Below are 22,296 nucleotides of genomic sequence, written 5' to 3' on the forward strand. Positions count from 1 at the left end.
CCCCGCCCTCGTCGGCTCATCGCCGAGACTCTTCGTTGTTCTGACCCCTGCGAGCCTCGGCGAGAGTCGCCAAGGCGGTCAGTGGTGGTTCGCGAGGGAGCCGGCAGTGCCGCGCGCAGCGTCGATCACCCCGAAGTACGCGGCCGCTGAGCCCTTCGGGCTGGTGAGCATCATCTTCACGACGAGGTTGCTCACCCGGAACCAGACGATGGTCGCGCCGCTGGCGTTCATGTCTTCGCCGGATTCCTCGGTGACGGCCAACTCGTCGCCGACGGGCAACTCGTTTCTCGCCGGGTCGGCACTGCGAAGCTCGTTCATCTTGGAATGGGCGCGGTCTTCCGCCGAGTGCCACAAGGACCGGGTGTACCGGGTGGTGGACAGGACCTGGAGGTCGAGGTTCGCATTGGCCAGACTCCACCATTCGCAGTGGTCGCCGACCGCGTGACGTGGCTGCGGGATCACCTTGTCGAGGACGGCCGGGGTGATCCCGCCGCAGGCCGGAGCCGCGGAGAATTTCCCTTCGCTGATGATGCGCAACGGGTTCCAGGCCACGTTCACCACGACGCCGGCCACAGCCACGAACGCCACGAGTGCACAGATCAAAGCGATCCTCGATGCCTTCGCCGAGTTCGGCCTGACCGGGCGCGTGCCCGGGGCGAAGGCGGAGGGGCCCGCGACGTTCGGCGCGATCGCCGCCCGGTAGGGACCTGGTGGAGGCGGGCCGCCTGAGTACGCGGCCTGTACCGGCACCGGGCTGTGAGGGTTCTCCGATGCCTCGTACGTTGCGGGCTGCTGCCAGGACGCGGGGTTCAACGTGGTGAGCTCCCCCAGCGCGGGGCCTGCTTCGGTCACCGCTCGCAGGCGCCGCCGTGCGAGCTCGGCGGTCAGCCGTGTGGCCGGATCCTTGATCAGGAGACCCTTCAGGACCGGCGCGAGAGGTCCGGCCCGAGTCGGCGGCTCAGGTTCCTCGGTGAGGACCATGCCGATCAGGGCGGGGATCTCGCCGGCAGTGTAGGCGGGCCCGCCCTCGACGGCGAAGTGGAGCACGGCGCCAAGCGACCACAGGTCCGACTCGGGGCCGGCCGGGCGTCCGCGTAGGCGTTCCGGCGCAATGTACCCGGGCGATCCGATCAGCGCCCCGGTCTGGGTCAGCGCGGTCGCACCCTCCATCGCCGCGATGCCGAAGTCGGTCAGGACGATGCGATCGTCATCGCCGACCAGCACGTTTCTCGGCGTGACGTCCCGGTGCAGGATTCCCGCGGCGTGGGCGGTGTCCAGCGCGTCGAGCATCTGCAGGCCGATCGTCGCGACGCGGTCCGGGGGAAGCGGGCCGTGTTCGCGGACCAGCTGGTCGAGGGACCCGCCACGCACGAGCCGCATGACGATCCATGGCAGGTCGTCCTCGGTGACCACGTCGTACACACTGATGATCGCCGGGTGATCGAGGTGGGCGGCGGCCCTCGCCTCACGAACGAACCGCTCGAGCAAGCCCGCACGGGTTGCGTCATCCAGACCGTCGGGGAGCAGGATCTCCTTCACCGCGACGTCCCGCTGGAGGTACTCGTCCCGAGCGTGCCAGACGATCCCCATCCCGCCGCGGCCGAGCGAGTCCAGCAGTCGGTAACGCCCTGCGATGGTCCGTTCCGCGGAACTTGGCATGCCGGGAAGATATCGCTCAGGCACCACTCAGCCCGCCGCGGAAGCCGAAGCCGGTCACCGTGCCGGAGATGGGGCCTGATCAACCTCCGGCAGGCTGATACGTGGCGATGAGCACTCCGGTGCCGGTCGTCGTGGAATCGACGAGTCGGAACGCCGACAGGTCCGAGCCGGAGTGCGGGAACAGCCGGCGACCGGAGCCGAGCACCAGCGGGTGGACCAGAAGGATGAACGTGTCGACGATGTTGTGTGGCAGGAGCGATCGGACCAGTTCTCCGCTGCCGAACACCACCAGGTTCTCCGGCAGTTCCTCCTTCAAGCGGCTCACCGCGTCGGCGGCGTCGCCGTTGAGGAGTGTGGAGTTCTGCCAGGCGAGCGGCTCGGTCAGGGTGGTCGACGCCACGTACTTCTGGACGCGGTCGAGAGCCTCGGTGAACGGGTTCGGTGCCTGCTTGGGCCAGTAGTCCGCGAAGCGCTCGTACGTCACCCGGCCGGCCAGCAGGGACCACGTGCTCGACATGTGCGCCCCCATCACCTCCTGCATGGCCGGGTCCTGGCTCCGGATCGCCCAGCCGCCGTGCCGGAAGCCGTCCCGCGGGTCCTCCTCGGGATGGCCCGGCGCCTGCATCACACCATCAAGCGTCAGGTGCTCGATCACGATGACCTTGCCCATGTCGTGTCTCCTTCGTCGTCGTTCGTCGGCCTCATGACCTACACGAACGACAGACCGCCAGATCGACAGAAGCGAACCGACCAGGGGACGTACGGGCCGATCCCATGGCCGACCCGCCTTCTCCGCCGCCTCGCCACGCCCGGCGCGATCAGGCGTGAAATCGATGTGATCCACTGTCGGTGTGAGTGGTGCGCTTACGAGTCTGGTCGCGGTGGTCGGGACCCTGCTCGGCTCGGCTCTGACCTATGTCTTCCAGCGTCGAACCGCCGGGCGCGCCGAGCAGTTCGCGCGAGATGAGCGGCTGCGGCGAGATCGTGTGTCGGCGTACAGCGCCTTCGCCGAGGCGGTGATGGCGTACCGGCACGAAGAGTTGCAGGTATGGCTGCACCGTCATGGTGAGCTCATCCATCCGCTGCCGGAGCGGTTCGAGGTCGAGCAAGGACGTCTCCGGTCCCTGGCGTTGCGGGCGAGATACCGCGTCCAGCTCCTGGCCGACGAACCCCGGCTGATCGAACCTGCCGACCACTCCCTCGACGCGGTGGCCCGGATTCACCAGGCCAATGACGCAACCGAGCTGATGGAGCACGGCGAGCGTACAGAGCAACGAGTCGAAGACTTTGTACGAGCGGCTGCCGCCGAGGTTCGTTGAACTGGTGGTGGGCTCGCAGCGGACGCAACGACCTTGATGTCGGCCGTACGGTCCGTCGATCGGAGCGCCGAGTGCGATGTCCCGTCGTCCGTGGCGTAGGGACATCCTCTCGGTTTCGAGGTCAGCGACCGGTGTCGGCGAACCTCTTCGCGAGCTCGCGGTGCCTTTCTGCGGCCAGGGTGGCCTGAGCGCTGCTGATGGTCGCTCCTGGCATACGGCCAAAACGCTCGACCTCTTCGGCGAGGCGGAGGTGCTGTCGGTGGGCGTGTTCGCGGCAGGCCAGGCATGTGACGCTCTCTGGCCGTGGAGAGGTCATCGCGTACGGCACCTTCAGCTTGCACCCGGTGGTAACGACACTGGGCAGGTCGCCGGCGAGGCCGAAGGTGGATGCCATCATGTTGCGGACGGCGGCGTCGGCGTGGATCACGTCCAGTTGAACGTGAATGTGCGGATCACTTCCGTCCACCTGTGCTCCTTGGGCCGGATTTCTCGTTAGCTGAGGTAGCTCTCGCGGATTGACCACGGGATCGCATCGAGATCACCCGAGGAATTCCACCTGCTCCATCCGCCACACGGCCCTTTGCCGCAGCGTGAAGCCCGAACCCCTCCCTGGGAGATCGATACGGACCAGATCAAGCACCAATCCAGTATGACCCCTCGAAGCCGCAGAGCCCCCGTCATGCACCGAGCAGGGTGTCCTGCAACGCATCCTCGGCGTCATGTACCGAGCCCAGCATGCGATAACAGCGCGCGTGCAGGGCCGCCCGATGCGGCTCGACCAGCCGGGCGAACGCGGCCCCATCCCCGTTACGAGCGGCTTCCAGGTCGTGCCGCTCCTCGGCCGACAGCGCGCTCGTATCGGACACCCGCCGACGCTAACACGACGCCCACGAACGTTCGCCGGGCTTGATCACGCTCTTTGACCCCGTCTGCGCCCCGGACCGACCCGTACTCGCCCCGCCGCATGGCCCTTCCATGGACGCGTATCGTTTGGATCGTGACTTCGGATCGGCGTCCCCGTCTGGCGGATGTCTTTCCCGGCCTAGTTTCCGACATCGTTCAGGCACTGAGCGTTGAGGGCGCCGCGGAATCCTTCACTACGACTTTCAAAAACCTGCTCTTCTACGGCCGCTGTCCCTCCTGCGGTCCGCGCTGTCTTTTGACCGCACCACTTGGCACTCCCAGCCCGGCGATGACGGTGGTCGAACGTGAAGGCGAGCCGATCGCCTTGCTGAGCCTGGACGTGGATCCAGCAGGGAAAACGATCGTCACGATCACCCACGTAGAGGTCGTCGACGGCCGACACCTCGGCGGCCGACCTGATGTCCGGGACCGCCGCGTGGACGACCGCGGCGCCAGCGGTACGGATCGACCTACGGCAAAAGCTTGATCACCTCGGCCGCGGTCGAGATGACAAGGATGCGCCCCCCAGGTCAGGGCACGTTGTCCTGCGGCTGCGTCGGATGGAAGTAGACGGTGAGGCTCGGCCAGGGACCATCCGCTGTGATCTCGTTATGCAGAATGATGTCCTGGACCTCGACCGGCCCCAGCTTCTCTACCGCGTCGGCGACCCGTCGCAAAAGGGCGGGGACGTCCGCCTGTCCTGGGCCTTGTGGGTTGGCCTGGGAGAAGTGGCGGATGGACCACGAGTCTGCCATCCGATCATCATTCCCTACAGTGGAGCCATGGCCTGGCATGCCTGGGACGAGGACGAGTATCTCGCCTGCCTTCAGTCGGAGCGTCGTGGTTACGCGTGGGTGATGCGGCGGTACGGAGATCTGACGCCGGTCGAGGCGGAGGCGGCGGCTCTCGAGCACTATCCCTACGAGGCGAGCGACGCGCCGTACCGCGGGCTCGTCTTCCACGACCATTCGTGGCACTGGGCGATGCTGAAGATCCACGGGGACTCGTACTGGCGGGAGCGCCCGGAACTCGTCGATCCGCCGCCGGAGTACTGGGCCGTGTCCGACGCCTGACGCCTTTCCCCGCCGGGCCCCGAGCTCTGATAGCCGCCGCCAGGGGCACCTCCGGCTCCGGGAGTCTCTGCTGATGCGCCGGGATGCCAGGATGGGGCATGGCTTACGTGACGGATTACAGAGAGATGTTCACTCTCTTCAGCAGACGTCCGGGCATGTACCTGCCAAATCCGGTGTCCTTCGCCACCGCTGTCGCCTTCATCCAGGGATGCGACACGATGAGTGGAGGAGAAATGCTGGACGGCTTCCGTGACTGGCTTGTGTCGGCCAAGCTGGGCCAATTCGAGAACAGCCTCGTGTGGTGGGCGCTGGTGCTCCATCTGGTCGAGCCGGCCGGGCCGAAAGACGCTCGGAATCTGAATCCGGAAGCCGACGCAGCCGCACTGGACCTGCTCTTCGCGCTTGTGGATGAGTTCCTCGACCATCGCGGATGACGACGCGCACGACGAGTGCTGGCGACATCCCATGGCCGTCGTAACACAACGGTCAGCGGTCGCGGGGCGTGGGGCGAGGGTGGGCGTTGCGGAGGCGGATTCCGCTGAATTCCAGGGTGCTCGCGGTGACGGCGTCCCAGAACTCCCACAGGTTGTCGAGTACGCGGAGTTGGATGCCCGCGGTCTCGTGCAGCTTCAGCAGGTCGCCGACTCGCTCGGGAGGGCCGAGAGGTTCGACCGGTTCGGTGGAGACCATCGCGAACGGTGTCGGTTCGCCGATCGGCCGGAACGATGAGGCGGGGAGCCGGTAGGCGTACAGCCGCGCGTCGAGCAATCTGGTGACCCAGCGGTATTCGATCGCGTGGAGACGGGTGCCGCCGCCTGGGCCGATGATCCGTTCGCGGTCCGCGTTCGCTGTGGTGGGACCGACCCAGGTCATCGCGCGTGGGCAGTCGCGCGGGAACCAGTAGTCGGGGGCGCGGCCGTGATCCACCGCCCACACGTACGGCTCCGGTTGCCGTGCTGTGGCGGCGACGTGCGGGACGAATCTGGTGATCGTCGGGTCTTCGGAGAAGTGCAGCACCTGTCCTGGCTCCGGTCGCATGAGCACCTTCATACCGGCGCACTGCCGCTTGCCGCCCGCGAATGAGACGGCGTGCCCCGCGTCCGCGAAAAATCGAGGGTTCCACCGCCTGGCCGAGGACGGCTCGCTGCGACCGGAGCCGACGAGGCTGTGCACCGTCCCGGCGGCGGGCGGCCTGTGGACCACCGCCGCGGGCCTCGTACGCTTCGGCCACGGGTGGTCCTCGCTGCTCCCCGGTGAGCTGGTACGAGAGGCCCTGAGGCCGCACGCCGTACCCCACGAGGCGGGTGCGCGGATGGGGCTGGGCTGGCTGCTGAACCCGGCCAAGGACGCCGCAGGCCATCCCGGGAGCGGGCCGGGTGCCGCAGCGTCTTTGATCACTCGGCCGGATCTTGGTCAGGTCGGCGTCGTCCTGACCAACCGGCTCGTGCCGATCGAATCGGTCAACGCCCGCCTGATCCGCCCGATCGCCTGATTCGCCGGTGAGCGCTTCACGGCACGCCGTGGGGAGGGGCCGACCGCGTTCTGCTCGGCCCCTCCCTGGCCGATGAGGCGACCCCTCGTCGAGTGGCGCGGACGCGCTCATTGTCGGAACATGGCGGTCGTGACGTGGTACGCGACGTTGTTGCCGCTGGCGGGTGTGGCTCTCGGATCGGGCGGCACTCTGATAGGCCAGTACCTCACCACGCGGGTCGACGTGCGTCGTCAGCAGCGGGAGCAGCTGGTCGCCGAGCGAGGCGAGCGGAAGGAGGCGATCCTGGGCTTCCTGTCCGCCGCGCAGAGCGTCGAACTGCTCCTCGACGGCCACGATTTCGCCGGGCGTCGTCCCGAAGACGACGAGGTCATGGATCGGCTCCATGGGCTGTGGCTGGCCAAGAAGGCCTGCGAACTCGTGTGCTCCGCCGAAGTCGCCCAGGCCGCCCACGATTACACGCTCGCCCTGCACCGCCTCGTACGCGCCGAGGCTCCGGTAAAGACGTCCAAGGGGGAGCTTCGGCACGCGTTCATGGAGACGGCCAGGAGGGAGCTGGGCGTGGCGGACCCTCACCTGCGACGCGGCCCCCTACCGCCGGTCAGTGGCGTCCCCACCTCATGAGCGTTCGGGAGGATGACGGCGAACGCGAGAAGCAGTGGCATTCGGTCGCTGGTTCGAGCGAGCCCGAGGGCACGTCGTGCGGCGACGTGTTGGTGCGGGCGCCGCGATGCGGTGATCGCGGCACCCGCCCGCCCGTGCGGTCGGTCAGGGCCGCTGGCCCGGCTTGTCGACGACGCCGATCCGGGTCTGCGCTGCCCACTGCACGATTTCACCCTTGCGGCTGCGCAGGTCGCCGTCGTCGCCGTGGCTGACGTGGTTCTTGATCACGATCGATCGTTCACCGAGGTAGCGGTAGGTGCGCGAGTCGAGGATGAGTTCATCGCGCAGGTAGCCCTCCTCGATGATCGCGAACGCGACTCCGGTACGGCCGGCGGCGTCCGTGGCCTGGCGGACCAGTTGGACACCCTTCAGGCGCGGCAGCACCTGGAAGAGCGCGGCCTGCACCTGCGGCGGGATGAGGCCGTTGCGCATGAACACGCCGATGTTGCTGAACACCGCCACGTCGCGGGGCCCAACAGGTTCGTCGGCCGATGCGCGCAGTGTGGCGAGCAGTCGGTCCGGGTCGGTGGGCAGGCTGCTGAGATAGGGGTAATCGAACCGGGGTTCGGCCGGGAGGAGGTCGTCGATCGTCAGCTTCCGGTTCGAGTCGACGGTCGCCTCTTGTTTTCCGTCGGCCCGGATCCACTGTGCTGTGGTGCGCCGCTGGCGGGAGGCGACCGGGCCGTTCGGCTCGCCGGGGTCGGCCATGGGGGCGCTGCGCGTCTGGATGTAGATCCATTGCTCTGGTTTGGGGGCGGTGAACGGCCTCGTGCGAGCTGCCTGCGCGGCGCGGTCGGCCAGGTCGACGACGTTGGCGACCGGCGTTCCCCGCAACGGGACGCCGGGTCCCGGGTTCCTGTGGTCGGTGCGCTTCTCCGTGTTTCCGGCCACGGCGATGCCCGTGGCGGCGGCTGCAGTCACGAGGCCCCCGGCAACGGCGACGCGGAACAACCGGCGGCGCGTGACTCCGGCACGCCCGGCATGAGCCGGGACGGTCCGCCGCTCCGCCTCGGCCGCGGTGGCGAGCAGCCGTGCGCGGGCGAGGCGAGCGGTCTCGGTCGTCATCGGCGGGGTGTCGCTGCGCAGCTCGGCGAGCAGTTTCAGGTCGTCCATCGTCAGTCCCCATCGATCAGGTCAGTGGTGGTGCCGAGCGCCTCGCGTGTCTTCTTGCGCGCGCGGTGGATGCGGGAGCGCACCGTGCCGACCGGCACGTCCAAGGCCTCTGCGACCTCCTCATATGTCAGGCCGCCCCACGCGAGCAGCAGCAGCGTGTCGCGGTCACGCGGCTTCAAGCCGGCGAGCGCGGCCGCGAGGGCCCGGTGATGTGACTGAGCGGCGACGCGCGCCACGACGGCATTGGCCATCGGTTCGGGCAGTGGGTCGACACCGGTCCGCTGCAGCGCCCGGTACAGTCGTTCTTCCTCGCGCCGGTGCCGGGCAAGGAGATTGGTGGCGATCCCGTAAAGCCATGGGCGGGCCATCCGGCGGGTCGTGTCATAGGACGTACGACGGCGGAAGGCAACCAGAAACGTCTCGGCGACGATGTCGTCCGCGTGTGCGGTACCGACCCTGCGCGCCGCATAGCGATGAATGTCGTCGGCGTAACGGTCGAACAGGGTCGCGAACGTCTCCGGATCCTTGTACGACGCGACGATCAGCTCCGCGTCGTCGAACTCCTTACCGACCGGACGGGCCGCCGTCACGTCGAAATTCCTTGGGACATCTCACGCCTTTCACTGCGGGGCAGTCTTGTCACCCCCTGTCTCCCGAACCGGCCGATCGGGTTCACGCGATCACGGTGGGGCTGTGGCCTGCGGAAAGACTCACCGCGTCCTATATCACCACTGCGCCGGAAGATCTGCTGACCGCTGTCTCCGACCTCCGCATCAAGTCGGCGGCCAGGGCCAGGAAGCGCACTGGAGGACGGCTCGTGTCAGTTCGTCGGGGTCGAGGGCCTCGACCAGCCGCCACCCGGCCGGAGGTGGGATCAACGCCCACCAGGAGCCGGTGTGCCGGCCGTACCAGAAGACCAGCCCGGGGAACCGTCTCCGCAGAATGCCGATGGCGTCCGTGCTCACGGCCTCGGATCCGGCCGGTCATCCCGCTTCCTCAGGTACGCCGCGATCCGGGCGGCAGCACCGGCCGGGTCGCCGACCGCGTGATCGTCGCGGCCCCACACGTACGACTCGCCGGAGCCGTCGAGCGAGATCCACACGTTCCGGTCGGCCGGGCCGCGCCGCACTGACAGGGCAGGACGCGCGTCGCTCAGACCGGCGCCGATGCCCAGCTTCGCGAGCTCCCGGCAGAGTTCGACGAGAAGCAGGACCTTCGCGGAGTCGTTCCGGTGATTTTCCATGGGTCAAACATCGACCTGTGTCGAGGGGGTGCCTATTACCCGGCGTTATCCCACCACGGGATATAGGATCCGCAGTGGACGGCATATATCCGTGCCGAGGTGGTGGGCCTTGAAGACGTTAGAGATCCCTCCATCGCTGTGGAATGGCGATGAGGTGCTGGCTGCCTTAGCGCGGCGGGATATCGGGCAATTGTTCCGTCTTGTCCGCCAATATATCGGGGCCAGCCAGACACAGATCGCGGCCGCGTGCGACATGACCCAGGGCAAGGTCAGCGAGTACATGAAGCGAGGCGGCCGGCAGGTGCTCGCCCTGGAGGTGTTCGAGCGCATCGCCGACGGCCTGGACATGCCGGACGACGCGCGGATGACCCTCGGCCTCGCCCCACGGTCCTTCCGCACGCCGCCGCAACCCGGATCCTCCGGGTGGTTGGCTGATCCGTCACTTTTCGGTTCACTTGGGGGGAGTCCGTACGCGAGCGACGAGGATGGCGAGTCCGTGCAGAGGCGTACGTTCCACCGTCTCGCGGCGGCAGGCCTCTTCGAGGCCGTTCTCGCCGACCTTCCCGGCGACTCCATGGCCCGGGATCATGTTGAAACCCTCGTCACAGCCCTGACCGGCCATCCCGACGGATCCGGCGCTCGTACGGAAGCCGCACACCTGGACCTGAGCGCCCTGAGGGCGCGCGTCGCCTCGGCGAAACGCGACTACCAGGCGTGTCGCTACTCGACTCTGACCGGGACACTGCCCGGCCTTCTCGCGGATCTGCAGGCCGCGTGCGAGGTGCTGGACGGAGACGACAGCCGCCGTGCCTACACGTTGTCGGCAGAGGCGTACCAGGTGGCGGCCGGTGTTCTGCGCAAGCTCGGGGATGAGGGACTGGCCTGGCTTGCGGCGGATCACAGCATGCGGGCCGCCCGTCGTAGTGAAGATCCCGTCACCGTAGCGTCCAGCTCGCGCTCAATCGCGAACAGACTGGTCGAGGGCGGTCATTTCGGTGCGGCGACCACGATGGCCAGTTCCTTCGCCGTCCGCTTGGATCGCGATATTGGCGAGCACACCCCCGAATCGTTGTCGGTGTACGGGATACTCCTCCTCCGCGGAGCGGAGGCGGCCGGGCGCCGCAACGATCGCGCCACCGTGTCCACGATGCTGGACGAGGCGGAAGGCGCCGCCCGTCGACTCGGCGGAGACCACAACTACCGGTGGACCGCGTTCGGGCCCACCAACGTTCGACTACACCGCGTGAACATCTCCGCGTCACTCGGCGACGCGGGTCAGGCGATCGCTGAAGCCCGCCGTGTCGACCTGGACCGCGTTCCCACCACGGAACGCAAGGCGGTCCTGCTGATCGACACGTCTCGGGCTCTTGTCCAGTGGGGCAGGCACGAGAAGGCGTACGAGATCCTGAGGGTGGCCGAGCGGCTCGCGCCCGAAGAGGTATCGGCGCGCCCGGCCGTACACCGACTCCTTCGTGACCTCCATGCCACGTCGCCGCCGAGTGCCAAGCGGCGCGTCACCGAGTTCGCCACGCAGATCGGGGTCCGGTTGTGACTGAGGAGCGTCGCGCTCGCGTGCTGTCCGTCGTTGTCTGCGGCGCCGGGCCGGCCGGTGAGGTCGGTCGGCTGGTCGGCCTGGCTCAGGAGCGGGGATGGGACGTTCAGGTCATCGCCACCCCGGCGGCACTGGACTTCATCGACGTCGCCGACCTCGAGGCGCGGACGGGGCGGCCGGTCCGCAGCGCCTACCGGAAGCCGGGACAGCCCCGCTCGCCGAGATCCGACGCCGTCATCGTCGCGCCCGCGACGTACAACACCATCAACAAGACGGCGGCCGGGATCAGCGACACCTATGCGCTCGGGATCCTCGCCGAGGCGCCGGGGCTCGGGATTCCCGTCGTCATGCTGCCCTTCGTGAACAGTGCGCTGGCGGGACGCCGGGCCTTCCTCCACAGCGTCGACGAACTCCGGGCGGAGGGGATTCGCGTGCTGTTCGGGCCGGGGGAGTTCGAGCCTCATCCTCCCGGCACGGGCGGTGAGCGCATCGATCATTTCCCGTGGCTGTCGGCCCTGCTCCAGGTGGAGGAGATGACGACCCGCGCGACCGTCTGACCGCGCTGCGCGCATTCCGCCGAAATTCGGGAGGATCTTACGGCACTGTCGAACGGCGGGAGGGCGATGACGCGCGTCATCTCGATCGTCACGGCCGCGTACGAGCCGGTTCCGGAGTTCCTGCGTGCCGCGTACGAGTCGATTCTCGGGCAGGAGCTTCCGGCCGGATGGGCGTGGCAGTGGGTGGTGCAGGAGGACGGCGAGACGGGCGACGTCGCCGCGTTGCTGCCCGAGGATCCGCGGGTGAGCCCGAGCCACGGGCGGCGGGGAGGGGCGGGAACCGCGCGGACGCTCGCGCTGTCCCGTGTCCGCGGCGAGCTGGTCAAGGTGCTCGACGCGGACGACCTGCTGACGCCCGGTGCGCTTGCTCGCGACATCGACGTCATGGAGCGCCATCCGGACATCGCGTGGGCGACGTCCCGTGCGCTCGATCTGCTTCCCGACGGCTCGCGCGTGGGAGTCGACGGTGGCCCGCCGGCAGGCCGGCTCGCCAGCGGAACGCTTCTCCGGCAGTGGCAGGAACGCGGCCATCGGCTGCCGGTCGTCCCCGCGACGCTGTGCGTCCGCCGCGAGCTACTCTTCGCGCTCGGCGGGTGGATGGCGCTACCGGCCTCGGAGGACACCGGCCTGCTGCTCGCCGTCGACGCGGTGAGCGACGGCTACTTCACCGCCGAGCCCAGCATGCTGTACCGCAAGTGGCACGGTCAGGCCACCGGCCAGGCGGCCCACGTCGACGGGGCGGAGTGGACCGCTCGCGTCCGGATCGTCGAGCAGCGCGCGGCGGCCCTCGCCGCGCTGTACGGGTCTGACCGGCCGCCTGCCAGGCGATATGCCGATTAATCAGGCGACATCTAGCGTTCCGCTCGTTAGGTTGCGGTCCATGAGACCGATCGGTGAGAGCGACATACGAGGCTCCTTCGTCAACTGTTCCAAGGGTGAGGCGCGCAAGCTTCACCTGCCTCGGGGTCTGGCCGATCTGCCATGGGACGACCTGGACTTCCTCGGCTGGCGGGACCCGGGAGCGCCGGACCGCGGCTATCTGATCGCCGAAAGAGACGGCGGACTCATCGGTGTCACGTTCCGCGTCTCGTCCGAGACCCGCAGGAGCCTCGCGAAGACGACCGTCTGCTCCCTCTGCCTGACGTCACATGCCGGGTCGGGGGTCTCCCTCTTCGTCGCGCGCCGTGCGGGAGCCGCCGGGCGTGAGGGCAACACGGTCGGCACGTACATCTGCGGCGACCTGGCCTGCCCCCTCTACGTACGAGGCAAGAAGAAGTCGGCGCTGGTCACGCGGTTCACCGAGTCGCTCAGCCTCGAGGAGCAGATCGACCGCATGCGCACGAACCTGGACGCCTTCCTGGACGAGGTCGTACGCGAGAAGACGCGGGCCTGACCTCGTCCGGACTACGCGTCGTCCCCCGGCCATGTCCAGCGGGGGACCTGACGGATGGGGTGCAGATCGGCGTCGGTCTCGGCCCGTGAATTCTGTACGGCGACCCGCGAGCCGAACTCGATGTGCTCACGTACCGCCGCGCGGAAGCCCTCGTCGTCGGGCAGGCCGGCCTCGTCGAGCGCCTCCATGTACAGCGTCACGAAACGCCGGCGCTGCTCCTCGGTGATGTCGAGGTGGCGGTGCACTCGGATGATGTACTCGAAGCCCAGCTCGCTGGTGAAACGGTCGGGCCCGCCGAAGGACTCGGCCGTGAACCAGGCCAGATGCTCGACGTGATGCGGCCTGCGCTCCGGGAACAGAGACCGTAGCGAAGGGTCGGCGAGGACCTTCGTGTAGAAGATCTCTTCGAGTCGATGGAGGGGCTCGTCTCCGCCGGCGTGTTCAAAAAGGCTCGGCATGCCAAAACCTCCAGGCGGCTGAGGAGAAGCTCTCAGGGCGAGTGGTGGGCGGGCCATCAATGTGGCATATCCGCGTTCGCCCGGCCATGGCCTGCAAGGCACATCGAATACTGAAACGCCGTTGAGACGGTCGAGCGTGCAACCCGAGACCGGGGTCGCGCGTATGGGAAGGGCGGAAGGCATCTGCCGGACGACGTACGGTCCCGGCCGCGTTCGGCGGTGTCTCCCCTCGGCCGTCCGCCGGAACAGGACGGCCGCGTCCGATCCGCGCTCCCCACGCGGACGTCTTCCCCCCGAAGGAGTGGACACCTTGCGCTTGACGCGTCTTGCCGCTTCCGCGGCGATCGCCGGTGCGCTGGCCACGCCGCTGGCCCTGACCGGCACCGCCTCCGCCGCGACCGGAACAGGCTCGGCCTACGGCGTCGCCGCCACCGGTCTGGTCGCCATCCCGCAGACCCCCGCCGTCACCGCCACCGCCGACAAGAGCCTGGTGAGCCTGCCGGCCAACCCCCTCATCGACGTCAAGGTCCTCCACGTCACCGCCAAGCCCGCGTACGCCCGCGCCAGTGTGGTCGACCTGGAGATCGCCAAGGCCGCCCTGACCGCCCACCTCGTCACCGCCACCTGCAAGGGCGGCCGCGGCGTCTCCCGCCTGGCGGACGCGCGCATCGGCGACCACCGGCTCGCCGTGTACGCCGCGCCGAACAGCGCGCTGAGCGTTCCCGTCCAGGGACTGGGCACCGTCGGGGTCACGCTCAACAAGCAGACCCGCAACCCGGACGGCAGCCTCACCGTCACCGCGATCGAGGTCCGTCTCACCGACGCCCAGACCATCAGCGTCTCCTCCGCCACCTGTGATGCCGGGGGCTCCGGCACCCCCAGCCAGCCGCCCACCCCGCCGCCCGGCCAGCCCACCGGTAAGCCGATCCCGGCGCCGACCAGCCCGACCACACCTCCGGGCCAGGCGCCCAAGCCCACCCCCGTCCCCGGCGACCTGCCCGTCACCGGCTGAGCCCGGCGACGGCCCGGCCTCGGGAGGGGATCAGTGCACGGGTCCCCTCCCGGCGCCGGGCGGGCGCATCGCCGGTGATGCGCCATCGCGGTCCCGTACGGCCCGGAACGCCTGGTACTCGCGACTCTCCGGGCGGCCACGGACGGACCGCGTGTGCCTTCGCGCGTCACCGTACGCCGAGGCCGGAAGCGCCGAGCGCGGCATTGGCCCGGCCGGTGAGACCTGCCGGTAGCGGCTATCCGGCCGTAGGTTGGGACGATGATGGCTTCCGCAGTCGGCGTCCGGTTCGTGGAGCGGCCACGGTGAACGCGTGGGGCAGGGCGCTTTTCGGCGATCCGTGCCGGGAGTGCGGCCACGACTGGTCGATGACGTACGAGGAGAACGTCGCCTTGGTGGAGGCCGTACCGGGGCGATACGCCGCGCTGCTCGACGGGCGGGACGCGGCGCTCCGCCATCCGGACCTCGCCTGGACCGCCGGGGCGTACGTCTGTCACGTCACCGACAACCTGCGGATCTGGGCCGAGCGGCTGATGGCCGCGGCGCTCGGCGGCGGTGGGGACATCACCGGCTATGACGACGGGCTGCTCGCCCGGGCGCGTGTCTACGACCGGGTTCCGGTGGCCGGCGCGCTGTGGTCGCTGCGGCACGCGGCGGCGACATGGGTGGAGGCGGTGGAGCGGGCGATGGAGGCCGGTGTCGTGCTACGGCATCCCGACCGCGGCGAGCAGCGTACGGCGGATGTGGCGGCCACCAACGCGCACGACGCGTACCACCACGAGTGGGACATCCGCCGCACGCTGGAGGCAGCGCTCAGCTGACGATCACTGGCTTCGCAGGCCGCTGAGAGTGCGGCGGATCAGCTGGGACCACTCATCGCGAACCCGGGGCCTGTCGGCCTCGGGCGTCTCGGTGAGCGCCATACCGGCCCCGCCCAGCATCCAGAACGCGAACCTGACCGTGGTGTCCACGCTCTCCGCCGCCCGCCAGTAACCCGCCTCGATGAGACCGCGCACGAAGCGCTCGACCACGCCGTAGGCGTATTCCTGCTCGCACTCCCGCCAGCGGTGCCAGCCGAGCGCGGTCGGCCCCTCCTGCCAGACCAGCCGCCCGTACGCCGGGTCGCAGCACTTGTCGAGGAAGGCGTCCAGGCCGAGGAGTGCGGACTCCCATGGGTCGGTCGCGCCTGCGGCGGCGGAGGCGATCTCCTCCATGGCGAGCTTCTCCTGCGCCTCCAGCACGGCCTCGAAGAGGGCCTGCTTGCCGGCGAAGTGGTGGTACACCGCGCCGCGGGTGACCTGGCTGGCCGCGGCGACCTGTTCCAGGGACGTCCCGGCGTATCCGTGCTCGGCGAAGAGCGCGGTCGCCTCTTCGAGGAGCGCTGCCTTCGTGGCTTCGGAGTACAGCTCACGACGGCTCTTGACACCGGACATACTCTAAGTCTATCCACATACACTGTGTATGTGACCGACGATGAGTAGGTGAGTGTGCCATGACCGAGTGGGACCGGGCTCGGCGGAGGTATCGGCTGGTGCACGATGTCGCCGCCGCGTTCGAGAAGAAGGGGCCGCGAGCGCTCACGGAGCGGCAGGCCGAGCTGGTCGCCGAGTACGGGGACCTCGATCACTTCCTGCGCGATGTCCAGCGGCGCTACCTCACTGCGGCCTACACCGGCCTGGACGCGGCCATCGAGGAGACGTCCGGCGATCCGAGGGTGGCGGTCGCCGACGCGCTCGCCGCGGTCGCCGAGGTGTATCCGGCGTTCTGGCGCCTGCTGAAGGAGTACGCCGATCACCCCGCGCTCGCCGAGGGACAGGCCCGCTTCCGGCACACCGTGCTCAGCGCGACCGGCGTGGACCCCACCGGCCTGATGTCATACCGTCCGCACCAAGAGGTGAAGGGGATCAGTCATGCCCGAAAGTCCGCCTTCTGCGCCGCTCTTCGACCCGTTCGCGCCTGGCTTCACTGACGACCCCTATCCGCAGTACGCCGCGGTGCGGGAGGCCGCGCCGGTGTACGAGCACCCATTCGGGTTCTGGCTGCTCACGCGGTACGAGGACGTCTCATGGCTGCTGCGGGCGGGCCTGTCGGTCGAGGACGACAACGTGGCCGACGGGCCGCTGCGGCAGCTGCGCGAGGCCATTTACGGGTCGCGGTCGCCGCGGGCGAGCGCGCTGTCCATGCTGGACCGGGATCCGCCGGACCACACCCGGCTGCGGAGGCTCGTGACCAAGGCGTTCACGCCCCGGGCCGTACGCGCGCTGCGGCCACGCGTCACCGCCCTGGTCGACGGGATGCTGGACGAGGTGGCGCGGGCGGGACAGGCGGACCTGGTGGAGTCGCTGGCGTTCCCCCTGCCGTTCGCGGTGATCGCCGAGATGCTCGGCACGCCGCCGTCCGACCACGAACGGCTCCGCGAACTGACCGGACTGGTGGTGCGCTCCCTGGAGCCGGTGATCGACCCGGAGTTCGCCGGGGCGGTCGCGGACGCCAACGTGGAGCTGACCGAGATGGCCGCCGCGATGATCGCGTGGAAGCGTGCGAACCCCGCCGACGACCTGCTCACCGCTCTCATCCACGCGGAGGACGAGGGCGCCGTGCTGGACGACGACGAACTGGTCGCCCAGACGCTGTTGCTGTACATCGCCGGCCACGAGACCACCGTGAACCTCATCGCGGGCGGGACGCTCGCGCTCCTACGCCACCCCGGCGGGCTCGCCGCGCTGGCCCAGAATCCCGACCTGGTGCCGAACGCCGTCGAGGAACTGCTGCGCTACGACAGCCCCGTCCAGGCGAGCAGGCGGATCACCCTCGAACCCATCACCGTACGGGACGTCGAGATCCCCGCCGGCGCCTTCGTGATGGCGAGCCTCGCCGCCGCCAACCGCGACGAGCGGTTCTGGGGACCGGACGCCGACGAGCTGCGCCTCGACCGGCAGAACGCGCATCAGCACGTGTCGTTCGGCGCGGGCCCGCACCACTGCCTCGGGGCGTCGCTGGCCCGGATGGAGGCGTGCGTCGCCTTCGAGCGCCTGGCGGCCCGCTTCCCCGACCTGGCACTCGACGGCGACGTCGTGTGGAACGGCCGCATGAACCTCCGCGGCCCGGCACACCTCCCGATCACGGTGGCCTGAGGCCCCGGACCGACGACCCGACGGGGCCCTCCGGTGGGCCCCGTCGAACGACCGGTTGCAACGCTCCGACCACGCCGGTGTCGGGCTGCAAGTTTCACAGTTAGTTTTTACGTGTAGATATCAGCCGGTGCATCCTCAAAAGGGTGGGGTGTCGTCTCGGGGAGGCTCAAGGGCATCATGGGCGTTTCGGGCCGGCGGGAGGCCGGCTGTCGTCATGACGGGTCCAGGAGAGGAGCGACCAGGCTGGTCGCGCGATGAAGCGGCTGGTCCTTCCGCAGACGGTGTTCGACGACCTCGCGGCCGGACGAGGTGGGCCACAGGCGGGGCGGCTCTTCGTCTCCGCCGCCCGGGGACGGCACCTGGTACTCCTCAAAGCGGTCGCCGACGCGACGCCGAGCGAAACCGCCAAGGACGCCTTCCGCGCCCTGGCGAGAATGCATCAGGCCGCACCGGACCGTGTCGACCCCGTCATCCGATATCCGGCCGTGGGCGCCTGGGCCCTGGCGACCCTGCGGGCCCAGAACGCGGGTGGTGCCGCGCAAGCCCTGCCAGGGGGCGGCGACGCCCAAGCGCTGCACGCGGGCGGAGATGCCCAAGCCCTGCCAGGGGGCGGTGACGCGCAAGCGCTGGGCACGGGCGGAGACGCCCAAGTCCTGTACGGCGGCGGTGACGCGCAAGCGCTGAACGGCGGCGGAGACGCACAAGCCCTGTACGGGGATGCAGACGCACAAGCCCTGTATGCGGGCGGAGGCGCGCATTCGGACCGAATGGCGGCGCTGGCCGCCGCGGCGGCCGTCAGGGCGGGCCTTCCCTACGAGACGACACTGGCCACGGGGCACGGCGGCCTGCTGCTCCCCTCACTCGGCCGCGCGCTCGTCGACGGACCGGAGTGCCGCATCGAGGTCGGCCCCGACGGGGCGCGGGTCACGGGGGCGCGGCGGCGGGTCGAGATCCCGGCCGACCCGGGCCGCAACGTGGCCGGCTGGCAGGGGCTGCGCGTCATCACCGCGGATCATCCGGCGGGTACGCTCCGTCTGCTCATCGACGACCTAGATCCGTACCGATTCGTCCCGGGGAGCACGCTCGCACCTCGGCTGAGCGCCTGGGAGATCACACACTGGTCGACCGTGATCCAGGACGCCTGGACGATCCTGCGCACCCACCACTCCGAGGTCGCGGAAGAGATCCGTGCGCTGCTGTCGGTCGTGGCACCCCTGACGCCGACCGGCTGGCCTGCCAGCGGAACCTCGCGCACGACACCCGGGTGCGTCGCCCTGGCCCTGCCACGCGACGGGCTGTCACTCGCCGCCACCCTGGTCCACGAAGTCCAGCACGCCAAGCTCACGGGGCTCTTCCATCTCGTGGACCTGGTCTCGCTCGACTCGGACCGGCGCTACTACGCGCCGTGGCGCCAGGACCCGCGCCCGATCACGGGCCTGCTCCACGGCACGTACGCGCATCTCGGCGTGGCCGCCTTCTGGCGTCGCCAACGGCACCTGCACGGCGGCGACGCCGCACACGCGGAGTTCGTCCGGTGGCGGGACGCGGCTGCCGAGACCGCCCAGGTGATCCGCGACAGTGCCGCTCTCACGCCGCTCGGGCACCGGTTCCTGGATGGGATGCTGGCCACGCTGCAGGACCTCCAGCACGAGACCGTGCCGGACCGCGCCACCGAGTTGGCCGGTCTCGCCGCCGAGGAACACCGCCGCCGGTTCGAACGGTGGACCGGCCGAACCCCCATGGACCGCCCGCGACCGGCATAGCCCCGGCCGGGTCGGCGAAGGCCCGGCCACGGAGGCCGAATCCCCCTGGACCGGCGGGGTGGCTCGGCGTCCGCGCTGCCCTCTGCCGCGCTACGCGCGCCCGGCCGCGGCAAGGGCATCGCGACGGCCACTTGGTCCGCCCGCGACGTCGCGCGGCGGCGAGCCGCGGCCCGGCATAGGCCCGGCAACAGAGGCCGGACTCCGTGGGACCGGCCAGCGACCGGCGGGGACCGGCGCAGGCTCGGCCGGGGACCGGCGTGGGTTCGGCGAAGGCTGGACCCCTTGGGCGGGCCGGGACTGGGGTAGGCCCGGCGGTGAAGGCCGGGCCGGTCGTCGGTCCCGGGAGCCCGAGCTACATCGGCGGCGGGTCGAAGTCGAAGTCGAGGCGTTCGCCGCCTGCGACGAGGCGGAGCGTGGGGTGCCCGCCGCCGACCCTCGTCCGCATGCGCGCGAGCGCGTCCTCCCGCAGCTTCACGGATTCCTCGTCGCGGCCGAGTGCGGCGACGTCGAGGGCGAGGTTCGCCATGGCGCCGAGCGTCATCGGGTGATCCGGGCCGAGGAGGGCCTGTAGCCGCTGCAGGGTGGCCTCACCGAGGTCGGCCGCGGCGTTGACCTCGCCGAGCGCCGCGAGGTCGCCGGCGCGGCCCAAGGAGTTGGTCAGCGTGTAGAGGTGATCGGCGCCCAGGAGCGCGGTCAGCCGCTCGATGACGAACTGGTGCAGGTCGCCGGCCTCGGCCGCACGGCCGGACAGCCGTTGCAGCAGTGCCTGGTTGCCCCGGCAGCCGTGGGTGTACGGGTGGTCCGGGCCGTACACCTCGCCGTAGGCAAGCGTGAGCAGCTCGGCGCAGGCGAGGCCCTCCTCCAGCCTGCCGGCCTCCCGGTAGACGTTGGACAGGATGACGTCGCCGGCGAGCTTGTCGGGGTGCTGGTCGCCCAGCAGCCGGCGGTAGCGTCGCACGAGGTCCTCGGCGTACTCCACCACCTCGTCGGTGCCGCCGTCCGCCTTTCGCATCGCGATGGCGAGGTCGTTGGCGGCCCGGAGGGTGGTGCGGTGGTCGGCGCCGAGCGTCGCGACGCCGACGGCGTAGATGTCCTCCCCGAGCTCGCGTGCCTCCGCGTAGTCGCCGCGCAGCCGGATGACGCGGACCAGGTTGTTCATGAAAATCTGGGCCGTCGGGTGGTTCGCGGAGCCGTACGTGTCGCGCATCGTGTTGTAGACGTTCTTGATGAGCTCCTCCGACTCGCGGTAGCGGCTCATCAGCGTGAGGTCGAGCGCCAGGCTGTTCTGGGCCTTGAGGGAGCGCTCGTTCGTGTCGCCGAAGACGGAGTGGCTGCGGGTCACCGCCTCCTCGCTCAGCCGGTAGGCCTCGGCGAACTGGCCGATGGCGCGCAGGTCCGTGGGGTGGCTGATCGCCATCACCAGGGTTTCCTCATGGGTCGGCCCGAGCCGCTGCTCGGCCTCTGCCAGGGCCTCCGAACCGAGTTCGAACGCTTCGCGGTAGCGGCCGATGAACCGCAGCGCGATGCTCAGGTGGCGCTTGATCGCGCACAGGTCCCACGGCTCGGCCTGAGGGTCGGCGGACCAGAGGTCCAGACATTCGCGTCCGAGGGCGTACGCGGCCGGCGCGTCGCCGGACTGGTAGAGGTAGCGCACGACGGCCCGCATGAAGTAGCGGATGTCGTGGTCGGTCGCCTGGACCGCCTCGGCGGGCCGGACGTGCGGCAGCAGCCGCGCGTACCGCGGCCAGGTGCCGGCGTCGTCGGGGTCCTTCGGGGCCGCGGCGGCGAGGAGCCGTTGCACGCTGTGCCGGAACCGCCGGCGGTCGTCCTCGCTCACCTCCTCGCGGAGCAGGGCCTGGATGAGCCGGTGGACCTGAAGCGTCTGGTTCTCCCGGTCGATCTGCACGAGCGCGTAGCGGCCGAGGGCGCCGACGGCCCTGCTGAACCGCAGCGGGTCGGAGAGGATGTCCGACAGCGGCGACTCGAGCGTGCCCCGGCCGGCGCCGAGGACGTCGCGCGGGATCGGGTCGGACCCGAAGAAGGCCAGGAGGTACAGGACCTCCACGGCGTCGGGCTGCTCTTCGCGCAGCCGGGACACCGAGAGCGTCCACGTCGCCGTCAGCGGCACGTCGTACGCCATGGGCCGGCCCTCGGCGAGGAGCTTGCCGGTCTGGTGCTGGAGCAGCTCGAGGTATTCGTCGACGGGCATGCCCGTCTCGGACTGCATCGCGCCGGCCTGGTCGAGGGCCAGCGGCAGGTCGCCGAGCGCGTCGGCGAGCGCGTTCGCGTCGCTGCCGCCGATGCCCGGAACGCGCCGGTCGAGGAAACGGCGGCTCTCCTCGCGGGAGAAGACGTCCACGGTGAGCGTGCGGACGACGTTGCTCCACGCCACGTTGCGCGACGTGATCAGAACCTCGCCCGGCCCGTCCGGGATGAACTCCATGATCGACTCGGGATCGTGGGCGTTGTCGAAGATGAGCAGCCACCGGTCGTACGGATCGCCCTTGCGCAGGGCCTCGATGACGGCCTCGGCGGCCTCCGCCACGCTGGTCTCGCTGGCCTTCGGCAGGTCGAGGTGCGGCGCGAGGCGGGCGATCGACGAGGCGATCAGCAGGGGCTGGTCCGATGGGATCCACCAGACGAGGTCGTATTCGCCCTTGAAGCGATGGGCGTACTCGATGGCGATCTGCGTCTTGCCGACACCGCCGAGCCCGTGCAGGGCCGTCGGCAGGACGGCGGTGACGCCGCTGATCCCCTGACGGAGCTGCGTCAGCGCGTCATCGCGCCCGGTGAAGTCCTTGTTGCGCGGAGGAACGCGGCCCCACACCTGGGGTCTGTCGCCCGAGGCGGTCATATTCGCTCCAGGGAAATCAGCACATCTTCATGGTAGACGGGAATGCTCTCATCTCGAGCTCCCTGGACAGTAGTCAAGGCTTCCTTCATCGGTGATGATTGCCCTGGAGTGGGA

General features: G+C 69.6%; 28 protein-coding genes. 15 read left to right on the forward strand and 13 right to left on the reverse strand.

Annotated features, from left to right (window positions below):
* Positions 1–78 precede the first annotated feature (78 nt).
* Both ABEA24_RS27250 and ABEA24_RS27255 read right to left on the reverse strand, forming a co-directional pair.
* The gene (locus ABEA24_RS27250) at positions 79–1,659 is read right to left on the reverse strand and encodes a serine/threonine-protein kinase (protein WP_345433974.1); all 1,581 of its coding nucleotides are present in this window, start codon (positions 1,657–1,659) and stop codon (positions 79–81) included.
* 79 nt (positions 1,660–1,738) lie between these two features.
* Complete coding sequence (locus ABEA24_RS27255; protein ID WP_345433975.1) at positions 1,739–2,329, reverse strand: dihydrofolate reductase family protein; 591 nt, start codon at positions 2,327–2,329, stop codon at positions 1,739–1,741.
* A gap of 211 nt (positions 2,330–2,540) precedes the next feature.
* Here ABEA24_RS27255 and ABEA24_RS27260 point away from each other — a divergent pair, with 211 nt between their 5' ends.
* A complete protein-coding gene (locus ABEA24_RS27260) occupies positions 2,541–2,978 on the forward strand; it encodes a hypothetical protein (RefSeq protein WP_345433976.1) in 438 nt (145 codons plus the stop codon).
* Between the two features lie 121 nt (positions 2,979–3,099).
* On the opposite strand, the gene ABEA24_RS27265 is transcribed toward ABEA24_RS27260, so the two are convergent.
* Both ABEA24_RS27265 and ABEA24_RS27270 read right to left on the reverse strand, forming a co-directional pair.
* Positions 3,100–3,444, reverse strand: a complete 345-nt coding sequence (locus ABEA24_RS27265) for a hypothetical protein (protein ID WP_345433977.1) — start codon at positions 3,442–3,444, stop codon at positions 3,100–3,102.
* 211 nt (positions 3,445–3,655) lie between these two features.
* Positions 3,656–3,844: a sigma factor gene (locus ABEA24_RS27270; protein ID WP_345433978.1), complete on the reverse strand. Its 189-nt coding sequence runs from the start codon at positions 3,842–3,844 to the stop codon at positions 3,656–3,658.
* A 131-nt stretch (positions 3,845–3,975) separates the two neighbouring features.
* On the opposite strand from ABEA24_RS27270, the gene ABEA24_RS27275 reads away from it, so the two are divergent.
* A complete protein-coding gene (locus ABEA24_RS27275) occupies positions 3,976–4,368 on the forward strand; it encodes a hypothetical protein (RefSeq protein ID WP_345433979.1) in 393 nt (130 codons plus the stop codon).
* Between the two features lie 43 nt (positions 4,369–4,411).
* On the opposite strand, the gene ABEA24_RS27280 is transcribed toward ABEA24_RS27275, so the two are convergent.
* The gene (locus ABEA24_RS27280; protein WP_345433980.1) at positions 4,412–4,636 is read right to left on the reverse strand and encodes a hypothetical protein; all 225 of its coding nucleotides are present in this window, start codon (positions 4,634–4,636) and stop codon (positions 4,412–4,414) included.
* 27 nt (positions 4,637–4,663) lie between these two features.
* Between ABEA24_RS27280 and ABEA24_RS27285 the strand changes: the two genes are divergently transcribed.
* Together ABEA24_RS27285 and ABEA24_RS27290 are read left to right on the forward strand one after the other, a co-directional pair.
* Positions 4,664–4,954 (forward strand): hypothetical protein, encoded by a 291-nt coding sequence (locus tag ABEA24_RS27285; RefSeq protein ID WP_345433981.1) that lies wholly within the window; start codon positions 4,664–4,666, stop codon positions 4,952–4,954.
* A 98-nt stretch (positions 4,955–5,052) separates the two neighbouring features.
* Positions 5,053–5,388: a hypothetical protein gene (locus tag ABEA24_RS27290; RefSeq protein ID WP_345433982.1), complete on the forward strand. Its 336-nt coding sequence runs from the start codon at positions 5,053–5,055 to the stop codon at positions 5,386–5,388.
* A gap of 52 nt (positions 5,389–5,440) precedes the next feature.
* On the opposite strand, the gene ABEA24_RS27295 is transcribed toward ABEA24_RS27290, so the two are convergent.
* Positions 5,441–5,992 carry a DUF6886 family protein gene (locus ABEA24_RS27295; protein ID WP_345433983.1) on the reverse strand — a complete coding sequence of 184 codons (552 nt, stop codon included), beginning with the start codon at positions 5,990–5,992 and terminating at the stop codon, positions 5,441–5,443.
* On the opposite strand from ABEA24_RS27295, the gene ABEA24_RS27300 reads away from it, so the two are divergent.
* Positions 5,991–6,446 (forward strand): serine hydrolase, encoded by a 456-nt coding sequence (locus ABEA24_RS27300; protein ID WP_345433984.1) that lies wholly within the window; start codon positions 5,991–5,993, stop codon positions 6,444–6,446. The two genes, ABEA24_RS27295 and ABEA24_RS27300, sit on opposite strands and share 2 nt — an antisense overlap.
* Positions 6,447–6,566: 120 nt before the next feature.
* Positions 6,567–7,067: a hypothetical protein gene (locus tag ABEA24_RS27305; protein ID WP_345433985.1), complete on the forward strand. Its 501-nt coding sequence runs from the start codon at positions 6,567–6,569 to the stop codon at positions 7,065–7,067.
* A 144-nt stretch (positions 7,068–7,211) separates the two neighbouring features.
* Here the strand turns inward: ABEA24_RS27305 and ABEA24_RS27310 are convergent, their stop codons facing one another.
* The 4 genes from ABEA24_RS27310 to ABEA24_RS27325 form a co-directional block, all read right to left on the reverse strand.
* Positions 7,212–8,219 carry a CU044_5270 family protein gene (locus ABEA24_RS27310; RefSeq protein ID WP_345433986.1) on the reverse strand — a complete coding sequence of 336 codons (1,008 nt, stop codon included), beginning with the start codon at positions 8,217–8,219 and terminating at the stop codon, positions 7,212–7,214.
* Positions 8,220–8,221: 2 nt separating this feature from the next.
* The gene (locus tag ABEA24_RS27315) at positions 8,222–8,809 is read right to left on the reverse strand and encodes an RNA polymerase sigma factor (protein ID WP_345433987.1); all 588 of its coding nucleotides are present in this window, start codon (positions 8,807–8,809) and stop codon (positions 8,222–8,224) included.
* A 183-nt stretch (positions 8,810–8,992) separates the two neighbouring features.
* Positions 8,993–9,184: a hypothetical protein gene (locus ABEA24_RS27320; protein ID WP_345433988.1), complete on the reverse strand. Its 192-nt coding sequence runs from the start codon at positions 9,182–9,184 to the stop codon at positions 8,993–8,995.
* Entirely contained in the window at positions 9,181–9,462 is a 282-nt protein-coding gene (locus ABEA24_RS27325) for a ubiquitin family protein (RefSeq protein WP_345433989.1), read from the reverse strand. Before ABEA24_RS27325 ends, ABEA24_RS27320 begins: the two co-directional genes overlap by 4 nt.
* Positions 9,463–9,553: 91 nt before the next feature.
* On the opposite strand from ABEA24_RS27325, the gene ABEA24_RS27330 reads away from it, so the two are divergent.
* The 4 genes from ABEA24_RS27330 (at position 9,554) to ABEA24_RS27345 (ending at position 12,964) form a co-directional block, all read left to right on the forward strand.
* Positions 9,554–11,014 carry a helix-turn-helix domain-containing protein gene (locus tag ABEA24_RS27330; RefSeq protein ID WP_345433990.1) on the forward strand — a complete coding sequence of 487 codons (1,461 nt, stop codon included), beginning with the start codon at positions 9,554–9,556 and terminating at the stop codon, positions 11,012–11,014.
* 20 nt (positions 11,015–11,034) lie between these two features.
* Complete coding sequence (locus tag ABEA24_RS27335) at positions 11,035–11,571, forward strand: flavoprotein (protein ID WP_345433991.1); 537 nt, start codon at positions 11,035–11,037, stop codon at positions 11,569–11,571.
* Positions 11,572–11,637: 66 nt separating this feature from the next.
* Positions 11,638–12,411: a glycosyltransferase family 2 protein gene (locus ABEA24_RS27340; protein ID WP_345433992.1), complete on the forward strand. Its 774-nt coding sequence runs from the start codon at positions 11,638–11,640 to the stop codon at positions 12,409–12,411.
* Between the two features lie 40 nt (positions 12,412–12,451).
* Positions 12,452–12,964 carry an FBP domain-containing protein gene (locus ABEA24_RS27345; protein WP_345433993.1) on the forward strand — a complete coding sequence of 171 codons (513 nt, stop codon included), beginning with the start codon at positions 12,452–12,454 and terminating at the stop codon, positions 12,962–12,964.
* Between the two features lie 11 nt (positions 12,965–12,975).
* On the opposite strand, the gene ABEA24_RS27350 is transcribed toward ABEA24_RS27345, so the two are convergent.
* The gene (locus tag ABEA24_RS27350) at positions 12,976–13,422 is read right to left on the reverse strand and encodes a group II truncated hemoglobin (RefSeq protein WP_345433994.1); all 447 of its coding nucleotides are present in this window, start codon (positions 13,420–13,422) and stop codon (positions 12,976–12,978) included.
* 310 nt (positions 13,423–13,732) lie between these two features.
* Between ABEA24_RS27350 and ABEA24_RS27355 the strand changes: the two genes are divergently transcribed.
* Positions 13,733–14,434 (forward strand): choice-of-anchor P family protein, encoded by a 702-nt coding sequence (locus tag ABEA24_RS27355; RefSeq protein WP_345433995.1) that lies wholly within the window; start codon positions 13,733–13,735, stop codon positions 14,432–14,434.
* Positions 14,435–14,736: 302 nt separating this feature from the next.
* Entirely contained in the window at positions 14,737–15,252 is a 516-nt protein-coding gene (locus ABEA24_RS27360) for a hypothetical protein (protein ID WP_345433996.1), read from the forward strand.
* A 3-nt stretch (positions 15,253–15,255) separates the two neighbouring features.
* On the opposite strand, the gene ABEA24_RS27365 is transcribed toward ABEA24_RS27360, so the two are convergent.
* Positions 15,256–15,864 (reverse strand): TetR/AcrR family transcriptional regulator, encoded by a 609-nt coding sequence (locus ABEA24_RS27365; RefSeq protein WP_345433997.1) that lies wholly within the window; start codon positions 15,862–15,864, stop codon positions 15,256–15,258.
* 59 nt (positions 15,865–15,923) lie between these two features.
* Here ABEA24_RS27365 and ABEA24_RS27370 point away from each other — a divergent pair, with 59 nt between their 5' ends.
* The 3 genes from ABEA24_RS27370 (at position 15,924) to ABEA24_RS27380 (ending at position 19,328) form a co-directional block, all read left to right on the forward strand.
* Positions 15,924–16,400, forward strand: coding sequence for a hypothetical protein (locus tag ABEA24_RS27370; protein WP_345433998.1), 477 nt, complete (start codon positions 15,924–15,926; stop codon positions 16,398–16,400).
* The gene (locus tag ABEA24_RS27375; RefSeq protein ID WP_345433999.1) at positions 16,342–17,565 is read left to right on the forward strand and encodes a cytochrome P450; all 1,224 of its coding nucleotides are present in this window, start codon (positions 16,342–16,344) and stop codon (positions 17,563–17,565) included. Before ABEA24_RS27370 ends, ABEA24_RS27375 begins: the two co-directional genes overlap by 59 nt.
* Before the next feature lie 254 nt (positions 17,566–17,819).
* Positions 17,820–19,328, forward strand: a complete 1,509-nt coding sequence (locus ABEA24_RS27380; protein ID WP_345434000.1) for an HEXXH motif domain-containing protein — start codon at positions 17,820–17,822, stop codon at positions 19,326–19,328.
* Between the two features lie 352 nt (positions 19,329–19,680).
* Here the strand turns inward: ABEA24_RS27380 and fxsT are convergent, their stop codons facing one another.
* Positions 19,681–22,182: an FxSxx-COOH system tetratricopeptide repeat protein gene (fxsT, locus tag ABEA24_RS27385; RefSeq protein ID WP_345434001.1), complete on the reverse strand. Its 2,502-nt coding sequence runs from the start codon at positions 22,180–22,182 to the stop codon at positions 19,681–19,683.
* Between the last annotated feature and the right edge of the window lie 114 nt (positions 22,183–22,296).

The organism is Actinoallomurus vinaceus (assembly GCF_039542055.1).
GTDB lineage: Bacteria > Actinomycetota > Actinomycetes > Streptosporangiales > Streptosporangiaceae > Actinoallomurus > Actinoallomurus vinaceus.

Bases quoted from the DNA above. Each gene is read 5' to 3' on its own strand.
- ABEA24_RS27250 (WP_345433974.1), bottom strand. From the start codon at position 1,659: ATGCCAAGTTCCGCGGAACGGACCATCGCAGGGCGTTACCGACTGCTG.
- ABEA24_RS27255 (WP_345433975.1), bottom strand. From the start codon at position 2,329: ATGGGCAAGGTCATCGTGATCGAGCACCTGACGCTTGATGGTGTGATG.
- ABEA24_RS27280 (WP_345433980.1), bottom strand. From the start codon at position 4,636: ATGGCAGACTCGTGGTCCATCCGCCACTTCTCCCAGGCCAACCCACAA.
- ABEA24_RS27285 (WP_345433981.1), top strand. From the start codon at position 4,664: ATGGCCTGGCATGCCTGGGACGAGGACGAGTATCTCGCCTGCCTTCAG.
- ABEA24_RS27290 (WP_345433982.1), top strand. From the start codon at position 5,053: ATGGCTTACGTGACGGATTACAGAGAGATGTTCACTCTCTTCAGCAGA.
- ABEA24_RS27300 (WP_345433984.1), top strand. From the start codon at position 5,991: ATGAGCACCTTCATACCGGCGCACTGCCGCTTGCCGCCCGCGAATGAG.
- ABEA24_RS27295 (WP_345433983.1), bottom strand. From the start codon at position 5,992: ATGCGACCGGAGCCAGGACAGGTGCTGCACTTCTCCGAAGACCCGACG.
- ABEA24_RS27305 (WP_345433985.1), top strand. From the start codon at position 6,567: ATGGCGGTCGTGACGTGGTACGCGACGTTGTTGCCGCTGGCGGGTGTG.
- ABEA24_RS27310 (WP_345433986.1), bottom strand. From the start codon at position 8,219: ATGGACGACCTGAAACTGCTCGCCGAGCTGCGCAGCGACACCCCGCCG.
- ABEA24_RS27325 (WP_345433989.1), bottom strand. From the start codon at position 9,462: ATGGAAAATCACCGGAACGACTCCGCGAAGGTCCTGCTTCTCGTCGAA.
- ABEA24_RS27340 (WP_345433992.1), top strand. From the start codon at position 11,638: ATGACGCGCGTCATCTCGATCGTCACGGCCGCGTACGAGCCGGTTCCG.
- ABEA24_RS27345 (WP_345433993.1), top strand. From the start codon at position 12,452: ATGAGACCGATCGGTGAGAGCGACATACGAGGCTCCTTCGTCAACTGT.
- ABEA24_RS27350 (WP_345433994.1), bottom strand. From the start codon at position 13,422: ATGCCGAGCCTTTTTGAACACGCCGGCGGAGACGAGCCCCTCCATCGA.
- ABEA24_RS27365 (WP_345433997.1), bottom strand. From the start codon at position 15,864: ATGTCCGGTGTCAAGAGCCGTCGTGAGCTGTACTCCGAAGCCACGAAG.
- ABEA24_RS27370 (WP_345433998.1), top strand. From the start codon at position 15,924: ATGACCGAGTGGGACCGGGCTCGGCGGAGGTATCGGCTGGTGCACGAT.
- ABEA24_RS27375 (WP_345433999.1), top strand. From the start codon at position 16,342: ATGCCCGAAAGTCCGCCTTCTGCGCCGCTCTTCGACCCGTTCGCGCCT.
- ABEA24_RS27380 (WP_345434000.1), top strand. From the start codon at position 17,820: ATGAAGCGGCTGGTCCTTCCGCAGACGGTGTTCGACGACCTCGCGGCC.
- fxsT (WP_345434001.1), bottom strand. From the start codon at position 22,182: ATGACCGCCTCGGGCGACAGACCCCAGGTGTGGGGCCGCGTTCCTCCG.